Source organism: Sphingomonas sp. IC081 (assembly GCF_006874585.1).
GTDB lineage: Bacteria > Pseudomonadota > Alphaproteobacteria > Sphingomonadales > Sphingomonadaceae > Novosphingobium.
The window spans coordinates 779,632-793,685 of sequence record NZ_CP029761.1 but is presented as its reverse complement, the minus strand read 5'-3'; the positions used below and the strand labels follow the sequence as shown (position 1 = coordinate 793,685).

The following is a 14,054-nucleotide window of genomic DNA, read 5'->3' as shown; positions in this document are numbered from 1 at the left end:
GGGGCGGGCCGCGCCGGGCCGATTTCGCCCCGGCCCACGCCTCGGCATATGCAAGCTCACCCCGCCAGCGCCGCCTTGACCGCGGCGATGGCCTCGGCAGCCTTGTCGCCGTCGGGGCCGCCGCCCTGCGCCATGTCGGCGCGGCCGCCGCCGCCCTTGCCGCCGAGCGCTTCCACGCCCTTGCGCACGAGTTCGACCGCGCTGATCGTGCCGGTGAGGTCATCGGTGACGGCAGCGGCGATCGCCGCCTTGCCCTCGTTGACCGCGACGATCGCCGCCACGCCCGAGCCGATGCGCTGCTTGGCCTGATCGAGCAGGCCGCGCAGGTCCTTGGGGTCGAGCCCTTCGAGCACCTGCCCGGAGAAGGTCACGCCGTTGATCGTCTCGTCGGCGTTTTCCGCCCTGGCCGAGCCGCCGCCCAGCGCCAGCGCCTTCTTCGCCTCGGCGAGTTCACGCTCCAGCTTCTTGCGCTCGTCCATCAGCGCGGTGACGCGGGCCTCGACTTCTTCCGGCGTCGTGCGCAGCACGCTGGCGGTGCTCTTGAGCGCGTCCTCGCGGGCGACCAGCCACTGGCGCGCACCTTCGCCGGTCAGCGCCTCGATGCGGCGCACGCCCGAGGACACCGCGCTTTCCGAAACGATGCGGAAAATGCCGATGTCGCCGGTGGCGCGCACGTGGGTGCCGCCGCAAAGCTCGACCGAATAAGTATGCTCGCCCGAGGCGTCCTTCGAGGTGGTGCCCATCGACAGCACGCGCACTTCATCGCCGTACTTCTCGCCGAACAGCGCCATGGCGCCGGCCTCGATGGCGTCTTCGGGCGTCATCAGGCGGGTGAGCACGGGGTCGTTGGCGCGGATCTCGGCGTTCACTTCCGCCTCGATCGCGGCAATGTCCTCGGCGGAGAGCGCGGTCGGGTGCGAGAAGTCGAAGCGCAGCCGCTCGGCCGCGACCAGCGAGCCCTTCTGGGTGACGTGGCCGCCCAGACGGCCGCGCAGCGCCGCATGCAGCAGGTGCGTCGCCGAGTGGTTGGCGCGCACGGCATCGCGGCGCGCCACATCGACGGTGAGGTTGACGGCATCGCCGACCTTGATCGTGCCCGCCTCGACCGTGCCGGTCATCGCGTGCAGGCGGCCCAGCGGCTTGGCCGTATCGGCAACCGCGATCTTCAGGCCCGCATTGGTGGTGATCGTACCGGCATCGCCGACCTGACCGCCCGATTCGCCGTAGAACGGCGTCTGGTTGGTCAGCACGGTCACTTCGTCACCGGCAGCGGCGGAGGCGACTTCCTTGCCGTCCTTCACCAGCGCCACCACCTGGCCTTCGCCAAGGGTAGAGGTATAGCCGGTGAACTCGCTCGCACCTTCGCGCTCGGCAATGTCGAACCAGACTTCGCTGTCGGCGGCCTGGCCCGAACCCTTCCATGCGGCGCGCGCGGCAGCCTTCTGCTGCGCCATCGCCGCGTCGAAACCGGCACGGTCCACCGCGATGCCGCGCGAACGCAGCGCGTCTTCGGTGAGGTCGTAAGGGAAGCCGTAGGTATCGTAGAGCTTGAACGCGGTTTCGCCCGGCAGCTCGCCGCCCTCGCCCATGGTGCCGGTGGCTTCGTCGAGCAGCTTGAGGCCGTTGGCCAGCGTGCGGCGGAACTGCACTTCCTCGCGCTCCAGCGTTTCCTGGATCAGCGGCTGGGCGCGGCCGAGTTCCGGATAGGCCTGGCCCATCTCGGCCACCAGCGCGGGCACCAGACGGTGCATCAGCGGCTCCTTGGCGCCCAGCAGGTGCGCGTGGCGCATGGCGCGGCGCATGATGCGGCGCAGCACGTAGCCGCGGCCCTCGTTCGAGGGCAGCACGCCGTCGGCCAGCAGGAACGAGGTCGAGCGCAAGTGATCGGCGATGACGCGGTGGCTGGCGCGGCTGTCGCCCTCGGCGGCAACCCCGGTCAGGCTTTCCGACGCGGCGATCAGCGCCTTGAAGGTGTCGATGTCGTAGTTGTCATGCACGCCCTGCATGACCGCCGAGATGCGCTCCAGCCCCATGCCGGTATCGATCGAGGGCTTGGGCAGGTTGCCGACGATCTCGCCGGCCGACTGCTCGAACTGCATGAACACGAGGTTCCAGATCTCGATGAAGCGGTCGCCGTCCTCTTCCGGCGATCCCGGAGGGCCGCCCCAGATGTGGTCGCCGTGGTCGAAGAAGATCTCCGAGCACGGGCCGCACGGGCCCTCGTCGCCCATCGCCCAGAAGTTGTCCTTGGTGGGGATGCGGATGATCTTGGATTCCGGCAGGCCGGCGATCTTCTTCCACAGGTCGAAGGCTTCATCGTCGGTGTGATAGACGGTGACCAGCAGCTTCTCGACCGGGAGGCCCCATTCCCTGGTCAGCAGGGTCCAGGCGTGGGTGATCGCCTGTTCCTTGAAATAGTCGCCGAACGAGAAGTTGCCCAGCATCTCGAAGAAGGTGTGGTGGCGCGCGGTGTAGCCGACGTTGTCGAGATCGTTGTGCTTGCCGCCGGCGCGGACGCACTTCTGCGAGGAGGTGGCGCGCGGCGTGGCACGGGTTTCAAGGCCCGTGAACACGTTCTTGAACGGCACCATGCCCGCGTTCACGAACATCAGCGTCGGGTCGTTGTACGGCACGAGCGGCGCTGACGGAACGGCCTCATGGCCGTTCTGGGCGAAGTAGTCGAGGAAGGACCGGCGGATCTCGTTGGTCGTGTGCATGAGGCGCCGATAATGCAGCCGCGCAGGCTCGGCAAGCGGGATACCGCAGTCAGACTGTTCGGGAATTGCGATATCCCGCCCGCCGTGGCGGGAACGCCACCCTGAGCGCGGCCTTGCGCGCCGCCCGGAAAGCGGCGCAAAATCGTATACCCTCAGGATTGCCTTTGCTCCCGGCCCCGTCCTAGGGTGCGCGCGACAAGGGTCGCACCACCGTCAAGACACGCCTCAACAAGGGGAAATTTCATGGATCGCCGCTCATTCCTGGGGCAGGCCAGCGTGGCCGCACTGGCCGCCGGGCTTCCGTCCGCCGCCTTTGCCGCCGCTTCGGCCAAACCCGCAGACCAGAAACTGCGCACGCTGCTCGACACGATCTTCAATGACCGCCTGACGCAAAGCCCCGAAGGCGCGACCCGCCTCGGTCTCGACACCGGCAAGAACGCGGCTCTGAAATCGCAGCTTTCCGGCCGCAGTGCCGCCGACAGCGCGAAGGACCTTGCCCGTTCGCGGCAGGAACTGGCCTCGATCAAGGCGATCGGCCGCACGGGTCTCGGCGAGGATGCCGCGCTCGACTACGATGTCGTCACCTACCAGCTCGAACGCTCGATCGCCGGGCAGGAGACCTTCACCTACGGCTCCAGCGGCGGCCGCTTCGCGCCGTACCTGATCAGCCAGCTCTCCGGCGCCTATCAGGACGTGCCGGACTTCCTCGACACCCAGCACCGGGTGAAGGACGCCTCTGACGCCGATGCCTATGTGGCGCGCCTCGGCGCTTTCGCCACCGTTCTGGATCAGGAAACCGAACGCCAGGGCGCCGATGCCGCGCGCGGTGTCTTCGCGCCGGACTATATCCTCGACACGGCGCTCAAGCAGTTCGCCGCCCTGCGCGACAAGCCGGCCGGCGAAACCGGCCTTGTCACCGGCTTTGCCGCCAAGCTGGCCAAGGCGGGCCTGCCTGCGGACCGCGCGGCCGATGCGGCGAAAGTCGTGGCAGAGAAGGTGTTCCCGGCGCTCGACCGCCAGCGCGCGCTCGTCACCCAGCTGCGCGCCAAGGCCACGCATGAGGCCGGTGTGTGGCGCCTGCCCGATGGCGATGCCTATTACGCCTCGGCCGCCGAAGCGGCAACGACGGTGCGCCTCAGCGGGGACGAGATCCACCAGATGGGTCTCGATCAGGTGGCTGAGATCAGCGGCCGGATCGACGGTATCCTCAAGGCACAGGGCATGAGCCAGGGCACCGTCGGCGAGCGGCTTGTGGCGCTCAACCAGCGGCCGGACCAGCTTTTCCCCAATACCGACGAGGGCCGCGCCGCCCTGCTGGCCGAACTCAACGCGCAGATCCTCAAGATGCAGCCCCGCCTGCCCGAGCAGTTCGCAGTCCTGCCCAAGGCCCCGGTGGAAGTGCGCCGCGTGCCGCCCGCCATTCAGGCCGGCGCCCCGGGCGGCTATTACCAGAACGCCTCGCTCGATGGTTCACGCCCGGCGATCTACTACATCAACTTGCGCGATACCTTCGACCGGCCGAAGTTCGGCCTCGCCACGCTGACGCACCACGAGGCGGTGCCGGGCCATCACCTGCAGGTCATGCTCGCGCTCGAATCGCAGGACATCCCGATGATCCGCCGCCGCGGCGGCTTCAGCGGCTACAGCGAAGGCTGGGCGCTCTATTCGGAGCAGCTGGCCGACGAGATGGGCATGTTCGACGGCGATCCGCTGGGCCAGGTCGGCTACCTGCAATCGCTGCTGTTCCGCGCGACCCGCCTCGTCGTCGATTCCGGCATGCACGCCAAGCGCTGGAGCCGCGAGAAGGCGACCGACTTCCTGATCGCCACCACCGGCATCGCCCGCGGCCGCAGCCAGGGCGAGATCGACCGCTACACCGTCTGGCCGGGCCAGGCCTGCAGCTACAAGATCGGCCATACCATGTGGGTGAAGCTGCGCGACGAGGCCCGCGCCAAGGCGGGCGACAAGTGGGACCCCAGGGCGTTCCACTCGGTGCTGCTGAAGGGCGCCCTGCCGCTCGCCGTGCTCGAGAAGCTGGTGCGTTCGCGTTACGCCTGAGTGCTTGCCCTGCTTTCTTCGGCGATGTCGCGAGAAGGAAGCGGGGCCCCCGCCTTCGCGAGGGCGACGGTGATTTTTACGTTCAACTCCAATTTTTAAACGAAAATGCCCCGGCCCTTGCGGGACCGGGGCATTTTCATGCCTGAGAAGACCGCCGGGCTTATTCGGCGTCGTCTTCCGCCGAGGGACCGACCATCATTTCCTCGGCAAGGCCTTCGGTGCGGGCGCGGATCGCCTTTTCGAGGCGGTCGCAGACTTCGGGGTTCTGCTTGAGGTAGGTCTTCGCGTTCTCGCGGCCCTGGCCGATGCGGATCGAATCGTAGCTGAACCACGCGCCGGACTTCTCGACGATGCCGGCCTTGACGCCGAGGTCGAGAATCTCGCCGATCTTCGAGACGCCTTCGCCGTACATGATGTCGAATTCGACCTGCTTGAACGGCGGGGCGACCTTGTTCTTGACGATCTTCACGCGGGTGGCGTTGCCGACCACTTCGTCGCGGTCCTTGATCGCGCCGGTGCGGCGGATGTCGAGACGGACCGAGGCGTAGAACTTCAGCGCATTGCCGCCCGTGGTCGTCTCCGGGTTGCCGTACATCACGCCGATCTTCATGCGCAGCTGGTTGATGAAGATCACCAGGCAGCGCGAGCGGCTGATCGAGCCGGTCAGCTTGCGCAGCGACTGGCTCATCAGGCGGGCCTGGAGGCCGACGTGGCTATCGCCCATCTCGCCTTCGATTTCGGCGCGGGGAACCAGCGCGGCGACCGAGTCCACCACCAGCACGTCGATCGCGTTCGAACGGACCAGCGTATCGGTGATTTCCAGCGCCTGCTCGCCGGTATCGGGCTGCGAGACGATCAGTTCGTCGATATTGACGCCCAGCTTCTTGGCATAGACCGGATCGAGCGCGTGTTCGGCGTCGATGAAGGCGGCGGTGCCGCCCATCTTCTGCGCTTCGGCGATGCAGTGCAGCGCCAGCGTGGTCTTGCCCGAGCTTTCCGGGCCATAGATCTCGATCACGCGGCCACGCGGCAGGCCGCCGACGCCAAGCGCGATGTCGAGGCCGAGCGAACCGGTGGAGATCGCCTCGACCTGCATCGCTTCCTTGGAGCCCAGCTTCATCGCCGAACCCTTGCCGAATGCCTTGTCGATCTGCGCGAGGGCGGCTTCGAGCGCCTTCTGACGGTCCATCGCTTCCTTTTCCTTGCCTTCCTGGATCAGCTTGAGCTGAGCAGCCATTTCACTTCCCCTTTGCTACCGGCATCACCGGAAAGGTCAACGTCACGCGAGGGGATGTATCGCTTTTGTTCACGTAGAACAAGAGGGGAACTTTGGCAGTTTTCCGTTTTTTAATGAGAGGCCGTTCGCGCCAGAACATCCCCGACTTTTTCGGAAAGCTGCTGAACCGAGAAGGGCTTGGGCATGAACCAGGCGTTGGCGATGCCGATTTCCTTGCGCAATTGCTCCTCGGCATAGCCCGACATGAACAGCACCGGCAGCCCCGGCGCGATTCTGCGGATCTCGCGCGCCATCGCCGGGCCGTCCAGCGTCGGCATGACGACATCGGAGACGACCAGATCGAAGCGCCCGCCCTGCTGCACGCACTCGAGGCCTTCCTCGCCGTCGCGCGCGCAGGTGACCTGATAACCCTGCCGAGTCAGCGCGCGTTCGGCGACCACCCGCACCGGATCCTCGTCCTCGACCAGCAGGATCGAGCCGCCGCCCGCCCATTTGCTGGGCGCCGGTTCGTCCTTGGCGGCGGGCAAGGCGATCTCCCCCGGGGCCATGTGATGGACCGGCAGGTAGACCACGAAGCGCGTGCCCTGCCCCACTTCGCTTTCCGCGAAGATGAAGCCGCCCGACTGCTTGACGATGCCGTAGACGGTGGAAAGGCCGAGGCCGGTACCCTTGCCCTGTTCCTTGGTGGTGAAGAACGGCTCGAAGATCTTGCCGAGATGCTCGGGCGGGATGCCGCCGCCGGTGTCTTCCACGATCAGTGCGGTATAGTCGCCCGCCGGGATGATCTCGCTGCGCATCGCCCGCACGTCGGTGGTGGTCACCCGGTGGGTGGCCAGCGTCAGCGTGCCCGAGCCGTCGCTGCCCTTCTTCATCTGCATGGCGTCGCGGGCGTTGACGGCCAGGTTGACGATCACCTGTTCCAGCTGCGTCGGGTCGGCGCGCACCGGCCCGAGATCGCGGTCGTGGGTGACCACCAGCTGGATCTTCTCGCCGATCAGGCGGCGCAGCATCTGCGAGACGTCGGCCACCACGTCCGGCAACTGGAGCACTTCGGGGCGCAGCGTCTGCTGGCGCGAGAAGGCCAGCAGCTGGCGGGTCAGCGAGGCGGCGCGGTTGGAGTTGGCGCGGATCTGCTGGATGTCGTCATAGTCGGAATCGCCCGGCGTATGGCGCATCAGCATGAGATCGCAGGTGCCCAGGATCGCGGTCAGCACATTGTTGAAGTCATGCGCGACGCCGCCGGCAAGCTGGCCCACCGCCTGCATCTTGGTGGCCTGCGCCACCTGCCGCTTGAGGCGGGTCTCCTCCGAAGTGTCGGTCAGGCCCAGCAGCACCGCCGCCTCGCCAAGGCCGCGCACCCCGGCAAGGCTGAGCGAGACCGGATCCTCGGGCAGCGCGGCCAGCCGCACGGCGATGTCGCCGGCAGCGGCGGGCCCCTGCGCATAACGGCGGATCGCCTCGGACAGCGCGCGCTTGTCCTCGCGGGTGACCAGGTCGATCGGATAAGTCGGCGGATGCTGCCCCTCGCGCCCCGCCGCGCGCATGAAGGCGGGGTTGGCGAACAGCAGGCGGCCGTCGCGGTCGGCCATGGCGAGGCCCAGCGGCAGCTGGCTCATCAGCGCCTCGAGATGGGGCGAGGCCGCGCTGCTGCTGCTGCCCGTGCCGATGCCCTGGGCGGCATCGACCACCAGCATCAGCGATGGCGTCGTATCGGGATCGGGTTCGCCGGGAAGATCGGGATCGGCCACCGGCACGTGATAGAGCACCAGCGGCCCGCCGCGCCCGCCATCGCGGGCCCAGCCGATCCGCTCGCCCTCTTCCTGGCTGAGCATCGCCACAAAGTCCTGCCCGGTCAGGTCGGCCTGCGGATCACCCGCCGCGCGCTGCGCGAAGCCGGTGCTGGCGGCGCGGATCGTGCCGTCGGGATCGACCAGCGCCGCGCAGATGCCCGAGCGGGCCAGCCCCTCGCCCAGCTTGCCGCCGATCTGGCGGGCGACGTCGCCGACCAGATCGACCGCGTTGACCGACTGGATGCGCCAGACCAGGAAATCCTCGCCGCGCCCCGCACGGCGCACGTCGATGCGCCAGTCGGCCTCGGTCGCGCCCGTGCCCGAGCCCGCACCTGCCCCCGTGCCCGCACCTGCCCCCGAGCCCGCCATCCCGCCGCGCACCAGGGTGCTGGCCTGTCCGTCGCGCCAGACGGTGCGGACGAGTTCGGCGATCGGCTCCTTCGCCGCCTCGCCGATCGGCAGCCGCGAGGGATCGTGGCCGACCCCGAACCAGCTTTCGTAGGCGGAATTGGCGCAAGTGAGCCGCCCTGCCCGATCGGTCAGCGCGATGGCCACATCCTCGCGGTCGATCGCGGCGACCGTCACCGACCAGTCGGGCAGCGCGAACTCGACTTCGGCCTCGGCCACCCGGCGCCGCGCCAGCGACCAGGCGAGCGCGGCAAAGACCAGCAGGGCACCGGCCAGCACCGCCGCCAGCAGCCCGTCCCCGCTCACCAGCCAGACCAGCAGGACACTGATCGCAAGCGCCGCGCCGACCACGCCCACGTCGCCGAGCGGGCTGCGCGGCATGCCGGAACCTGCGCCGATGCGCTTCCGGCCTGCGGTCATACGATGCCTTCCCGGTCACCCTCGCCCGCCGCATCCTCCGGCAAGGCGTCGCGGAACAGCGAGCGGTGGCGACGGGCGCGGTGCTTGTGGCCGATCCAGTAGCGCCAGAACCAGATGGTGAGGAAATAGCTGACCACGGCGGCGACCACCGACTGGATGAACAGGCCGATCACCACTGCCGGCGCGGTGTCCGACAGCATCCAGCCCCGCCACTGCGCCAGACTTGCGCCTTCCCGCACCATCACCTCCACGGTCGCGATATCGGCATGGTAACCGAAGCTGTTGCCGATCGCCACGGCCAGCGGCAGGATGATGAGCAGGGTCGTCACCGGATTGGAGACGAACGTGATCGCGGCGGCGAGCGGGATATTGCCGCGCAGCGGCACGCACATCAGCGCCGCGCCGACGATCTGGACGCCCGGGATCAGCGCGAAGATGCCGATGAACATGCCCACCGCCACCCCGCGCGGCACCGAGCGGCGGGTGAAGCGGAACAGTTCCGGGCGCCGCGTGAAGGGCGCGGTGAAGCGGTTCGCCTCCAGCTGCGCGTGCGTCGGCATCTGGCGGTGAAGCCAGGCGCCGAGGCGGTGGAGCAGCGCGCTCACCCGTGCTCGCGCAGGATGCGGCCCTGTTCCCGCTTCCAGTCGCGCTCCTTGATCGTATTGCGCTTGTCGGCCGCGTTCTTGCCCTTGGCCAGCGCCAGTTCGACCTTGGCGCGCCCGCGTCCGTTGAAATAGACCGAGAGCGGCACCAGGGTCATGCCCTTGCGCTCCACCGAGCCTTGCAGGCGGGCGATCTCGCGCTCCTTGAGCAGCAGCTTGCGGGGCCGCTTGGGCGTATGGTTGAAGCGGTTGCCGTGGCTGAATTCGGGCACGTTGGAATTGACCAGCCAGCACTCGCCGCCCCTGATCTCGGCATAGGCCTCGGCAATCGAGCCTTCGCCGAAGCGCAGCGACTTCACCTCGGTACCGGTCAGGACGATGCCGGCCTCGAAGACCTCGTCGATGTGGTACTCGAAGCGCGCGCGGCGGTTCTCGGCGACGGACTTCTTCTTGTCGAATGTGGGGTGCTGCGGACGTGCCATATCGAAGCGGCATTTAGGGATTCACGCGGCAAAAGGAAACGCCCGTTTGCGCGATTTGCGACCGTGCGGACGGTAAAGCCCATGGATGACCCCGCAAATCCCGCCCCAGCCGTGATGAAAATCACTGTCAGGTCTCGCCGAAACGCTAAAAGTCGCCCTGTAACAGCTATTTAGGTCGTAAACTCAGCAACAGCGCCATCGAGGTTTGAAGCAAAATGGCTCAGCGGCAGGAGGGAAGGCGCTGGAATATGTCCATATTTCAAGACTTCCCGACGCAGCGCGGGGCCATTTTGGTCAAATCCCGCAGGGACGCCCAAATGGCTTCCATCTCGAACCGAAGCTGCCTTGGACGGGCAACCAGCCCGCCCGGCGGCAACTTCGGCCCGAGCTGTTCGCCATTTGGGCGCCTCGATGGCGCCGTTGCTGAGTTTACGACCTAATCGTGCAATCGCGAATTGGGGCGCTTGCTGTTCCGGGCGGCTTGCGGAAACAATGCGGCCATCCGGAAACAAGGTCCGGCCAGGGGAATATTCTTGAAAATGACGACACGGGGCAGATGGGCGCTGGCGGCGCTCACTTCGATCATCACGCCGATTCTGGCCGCCCAGCCCGCGCTGGCCGCGGACGGCAGCGCGGCATTACCGCCTGCCGCCCAGCCCGCGGCCCAGCCTGCCGTTTCCGCACCGCCGCCGCTCGACGCCTATGGCGAACTGCCCAGGGTCGAGGATGCCGCGCTGTCGCCTGACGGGACCAACATCGCCAGCATCAGCCAGGTCGACGGGCAGCGCCGGCTGCTCATGGTCAACGCCAACGGTGACGTGCTGTTCAACGCCTCGACCGGCACCGGCAAGGTCCGCGCGATCGAATGGGCGGACAACGAGACGATGCTGCTCACCACCAGTTCCACGGTGTCGCTCAACGGGTTCGCGGCGGCCAAGTACGAACTGACCGGGACCTACCTGATCCCGATCAAGGGCGGCAAGGCAGGCATGGTGTTCGGCAAGACCAACGGCATCGCCGACACCACCCGCGGGCGCTACGGCATCCGCACGGTCGACGGCAAGACGGTGGGCTTCTTCGGCGGGATCGCGCTGGAGACATCGGGCCCCGAGGCGCATTTTGTCCATGGCCGCACGACGCTCTACGCCGTCGACATCAGGAGCAACCGCCCGCGCATGGTCGCCCCCGCGCCGGCCGAGGATCACTGGCGTGACTGGCTGGTGGACGGCAGCGGGCAGGTCGCCGTGCTGCTCGACATCGACGAGAACAAGGGCGTCTGGAAGATCACCGTGCCCAGGGGCGCGGAACTGGCGCGCGGGATCGACCCCACCGGCCACGTCAGCCTGATCTGCTTCGGCAAGGACGGCACCACCGCGATCTACGCCATCGACGACAGCGAAGGCGCCTCGCACTGGTACGAAGTGCCGCTGGCGGGCGGCGAGGCGCACGAGATCTTCGGCGAAGACAAGATCGAGCGCATCTTCGTCGACCGCGCGAACGCGCGCCTGCTCGGCTACCGGATCGATGCCGAAGTGTCGAAGACGGTTATGTACGATCCTGCCAAGCAGACCGCGCTCGACAAGATCTTCAGGGCCTTCGCCGGGCGTGATCCGCATCTGGTGGACTGGACGCCGGACTTCTCGAAAGTGCTGCTGAGCACCAGCGGCAACCAGGACAGCGGCACCTGGTACCTCGTCGACGTGGCCGCCCGCCGCGCCAGCCCGATCGGCGACGAACGCCCGCTGATCGCCCCCGAACAGGTCGGGCCGATCTCGATGGTGGACTATACCGCCGCCGACGGCCTCAAGATGGACGGCGTGCTGACCCTGCCGCCGGGCCGCCCGGCCAGGAACCTGCCGGTCGTCGTCCTGCCCCACGGCGGCCCGGCGAGCGAGGACAAGCCCGGGTTCGACTGGTGGGCGCAGGCCTTTGCGTCACGCGGCTACGCGGTGTTCCAGCCCAATTTCCGCGGCTCGACCGGCCGCACCGATGCCTTCCGCCATGCCGGAGACGGCCAGTGGGGCCGCAAGATGCAGACCGACATCTCGGACGGCCTTGCCGAACTGGTGAAGCGCGGCATCGCCGACCCCCGGCGCGCCTGCATCGTCGGCGCCAGCTATGGCGGCTATGCGGCGCTGGCGGGGGTGACGCTGCAACAGGGGCTCTACAAGTGCGCCGTGGCGGTGGCGGGCGTGGCCGACGTCAGGCTGATGTACGATACCGACATCCGCGAGGACGGCGATTCGCAGATGACCCGCAAGGTGCTGCGCCAGCAGCTTGGCGATCCCTCGGGCTTTGACGCTATCTCGCCGCGCCGCTTTGCCGCCAAGGCCGACGCGCCGGTGCTGCTGATCCATGGCAAGGACGACACCGTGGTCCCCTATCGCCAGAGCCTGGTCATGGCCGATGCCCTGAAGGACGCGGGCAAGCCCTACGAGATGGTGACGCTGGCCAGCGAGGACCACTGGCTCTCGCGCGAGGAGACACGCAAGCGCATGCTCTCGGAAACGATGCGTTTCGTGCAGAAGTACAACCCGGCGGATTGACGGGCCGGCGGATTAACGGGCCGGCGGATCAACGGGCCCGCGCAACACCCCGCCGGCAGGCTGCGCATCGTTGCGGCCTGCCGGCGGGGCGGCTTTTGCCGTCTATTGTTTCACGAAGCCGATGGAAAGGTTCTGGACACCGCGAACCGGCGTTCCGGACGCGTCCTTCAAGGGCGCCACGCCGCCCGAGACGGCGGCATCGCAGGCCGCCTTGTCGAGGGCCGCACGGCCGCTGCCGGTCACCGTCTCGCAGTTTTCCACCTTGCCGTCGGACGCCACCACCAGCCGCAGCTCGACAACCCGGCGGCGCAGCCCGTCGGGGATGCGCTGCAGCGGCAGGTAGAGGTCCGCCGCGCCCGCCGGCGGCGAAGCCCGCGAACCGGTGAGACGATCGGTCACCCAGATGAGCCTGAATTCGACGGCCCCGTAGACCCGCGAGCCCCTATGGTCGATCGCCGGGGTTGCCGTCATCTTCGCCAGCTTCTTGCAATTCGCGCGGTCCTCCACCGGGCCGACGCCCAGAATTCGCGCACTGCAACCGGCGGCGCGGCCATCCGGCGCGATCACCAGGCGGACAATTTCCACGCCGTCCGCCACGCTCGCCGTCGCCTGCGGCGAGGCCTGCAAATCGACTTTCACGTCCTCGATACTGGCCTGCTGTGCCGCCAATGCCATCGCGATTAAGAACACCTGACCCCCTATGACCTGAACCCGGTTCGAACACGTATCTTACGGCACGAAATCTACCGCAGGTGCCGGGAGATGCAAGGAGGGCGCCGGTTCGCACCGACGCCCCTTGCCTGTCCCGACTTGTAACGAATGGCGCGCCGCTCAGACCAGACCGGCGTGGACCAGTGCCTCGTCCACCGCCACCCGGGCCTTCTCGCCGCAGGGCACCAGCGGCAGGCGCAGTTCGTTCTCGATCCAGTCGTGGACTTGCGCCAGCGCGTACTTGCACGGCCCCGGCGAGCTGTCCTCGAACATGGCGTAGTGCAGCGGGTAGAGCAGGTCGTTGAGGCGGCGCGCTTCTTCAAGGTCGTTGGCGGCGCAGGCGGCCTGGAACTCGGCGCAGAGCCTGGGCGCGACGTTCGCGGTCACCGAAATGCAGCCGACGCCGCCCGCCGCGTTGAACGGCAGGGCCAGTTCGTCGTCCCCCGAAAGCTGGCAGAAGTCCTTGCCGATGCCCATGCGGTGGTCGGTCACGCGGCTGAGGTCGCCGCTGGCGTCCTTGATGGCGATGATGCGATCGGGGAAGCGCCGCGCCAGTTCGATCACGGTTTCGGGCAGCAGGTCGGTCACCGTGCGGCCCGGCACGTTGTAGAGCACGATCGGCAGGTCGTTGTGCTCGGCCAGGTAGCTGAAGTGGGCCAGCAACCCGTCCTGGCTGGGACGGTTGTAATAAGGCGCGACCAGCAGCGCGGCCGAGGCGCCGCACTTCTTCGAGAAGTTCATGTGCAGCAGCGCGTTCATCGTGTCGTTGCTGCCGCAGCCGGCGATCACCGGCACGCGGCCCGCCGCCTGCTCGACGCAGACCTCGATCACGCGGTGGTGTTCGGCGTTCGACAGCGTCGAGTTTTCACCCGTGGTGCCGCAGGGCACGAGCGCGGAGGAACCCGAATCGATCTGCCAGTCCACCAGCCGCCGAAAAGCCTGTTCATCGAACGCTCCGTCGCGAAACGGTGTAACAAGAGCAGGAATGGACCCCGAGAACATGGACTTTACCTCTGCTGATCGTCATCAATGACGGACTGGCATCGGGTAACCGGTCCCGACGTTCAGCGCCTGATAAGGAGC

Annotated in this window: 9 protein-coding genes; 2 read left to right on the top strand and 7 right to left on the bottom strand. The window is 67.6% G+C overall.

From position 1 onward, the window contains the following. Positions 1–56 precede the first annotated feature (56 nt). Complete coding sequence (gene alaS / locus DM450_RS03865) at positions 57–2,717, bottom strand: alanine--tRNA ligase (protein ID WP_142632677.1); 2,661 nt, start codon at positions 2,715–2,717, stop codon at positions 57–59. A gap of 243 nt (positions 2,718–2,960) precedes the next feature. On the opposite strand from alaS, the gene DM450_RS03860 reads away from it, so the two are divergent. After that, entirely contained in the window at positions 2,961–4,775 is a 1,815-nt protein-coding gene (locus DM450_RS03860; protein WP_142632676.1) for a DUF885 domain-containing protein, read from the top strand. A 160-nt stretch (positions 4,776–4,935) separates the two neighbouring features. On the opposite strand, the gene recA is transcribed toward DM450_RS03860, so the two are convergent. The 4 genes from recA to smpB form a co-directional block, all read right to left on the bottom strand. Next, the gene (gene recA / locus DM450_RS03855) at positions 4,936–6,012 is read right to left on the bottom strand and encodes a recombinase RecA (protein ID WP_142632675.1); all 1,077 of its coding nucleotides are present in this window, start codon (positions 6,010–6,012) and stop codon (positions 4,936–4,938) included. Between the two features lie 110 nt (positions 6,013–6,122). Continuing rightward, on the bottom strand, positions 6,123–8,630 hold the full coding sequence (locus tag DM450_RS03850; protein WP_260610153.1) for an ATP-binding protein: 2,508 nt from the start codon (positions 8,628–8,630) through the stop codon (positions 6,123–6,125). Next, positions 8,627–9,235: a DUF2062 domain-containing protein gene (locus DM450_RS03845; RefSeq protein ID WP_142632674.1), complete on the bottom strand. Its 609-nt coding sequence runs from the start codon at positions 9,233–9,235 to the stop codon at positions 8,627–8,629. Before DM450_RS03845 ends, DM450_RS03850 begins: the two co-directional genes overlap by 4 nt. After that, entirely contained in the window at positions 9,232–9,714 is a 483-nt protein-coding gene (gene smpB, locus DM450_RS03840; protein ID WP_142632673.1) for an SsrA-binding protein SmpB, read from the bottom strand. Before smpB ends, DM450_RS03845 begins: the two co-directional genes overlap by 4 nt. Before the next feature lie 539 nt (positions 9,715–10,253). Between smpB and DM450_RS03835 the strand changes: the two genes are divergently transcribed. Further along, the gene (locus tag DM450_RS03835) at positions 10,254–12,260 is read left to right on the top strand and encodes a S9 family peptidase (protein WP_142637466.1); all 2,007 of its coding nucleotides are present in this window, start codon (positions 10,254–10,256) and stop codon (positions 12,258–12,260) included. Between the two features lie 102 nt (positions 12,261–12,362). Here the strand turns inward: DM450_RS03835 and DM450_RS03830 are convergent, their stop codons facing one another. Beyond that, the gene (locus tag DM450_RS03830) at positions 12,363–12,950 is read right to left on the bottom strand and encodes an energy transducer TonB (protein WP_142632672.1); all 588 of its coding nucleotides are present in this window, start codon (positions 12,948–12,950) and stop codon (positions 12,363–12,365) included. Between the two features lie 141 nt (positions 12,951–13,091). Next, positions 13,092–13,973, bottom strand: coding sequence for a 4-hydroxy-tetrahydrodipicolinate synthase (dapA, locus tag DM450_RS03825; protein ID WP_142632671.1), 882 nt, complete (start codon positions 13,971–13,973; stop codon positions 13,092–13,094). Positions 13,974–14,054: the final 81 nt, after the last annotated feature.

Coding starts and splice junctions, on each gene's coding strand:
- alaS (WP_142632677.1), bottom strand. CDS start 2,717: ATGCACACGACCAACGAGATCCGCCGGTCCTTCCTCGACTACTTCGCC.
- DM450_RS03860 (WP_142632676.1), top strand. CDS start 2,961: ATGGATCGCCGCTCATTCCTGGGGCAGGCCAGCGTGGCCGCACTGGCC.
- recA (WP_142632675.1), bottom strand. CDS start 6,012: ATGGCTGCTCAGCTCAAGCTGATCCAGGAAGGCAAGGAAAAGGAAGCG.
- DM450_RS03850 (WP_260610153.1), bottom strand. CDS start 8,630: ATGACCGCAGGCCGGAAGCGCATCGGCGCAGGTTCCGGCATGCCGCGC.
- smpB (WP_142632673.1), bottom strand. CDS start 9,714: ATGGCACGTCCGCAGCACCCCACATTCGACAAGAAGAAGTCCGTCGCC.
- DM450_RS03835 (WP_142637466.1), top strand. CDS start 10,254: ATGACGACACGGGGCAGATGGGCGCTGGCGGCGCTCACTTCGATCATC.
- dapA (WP_142632671.1), bottom strand. CDS start 13,973: ATGTTCTCGGGGTCCATTCCTGCTCTTGTTACACCGTTTCGCGACGGA.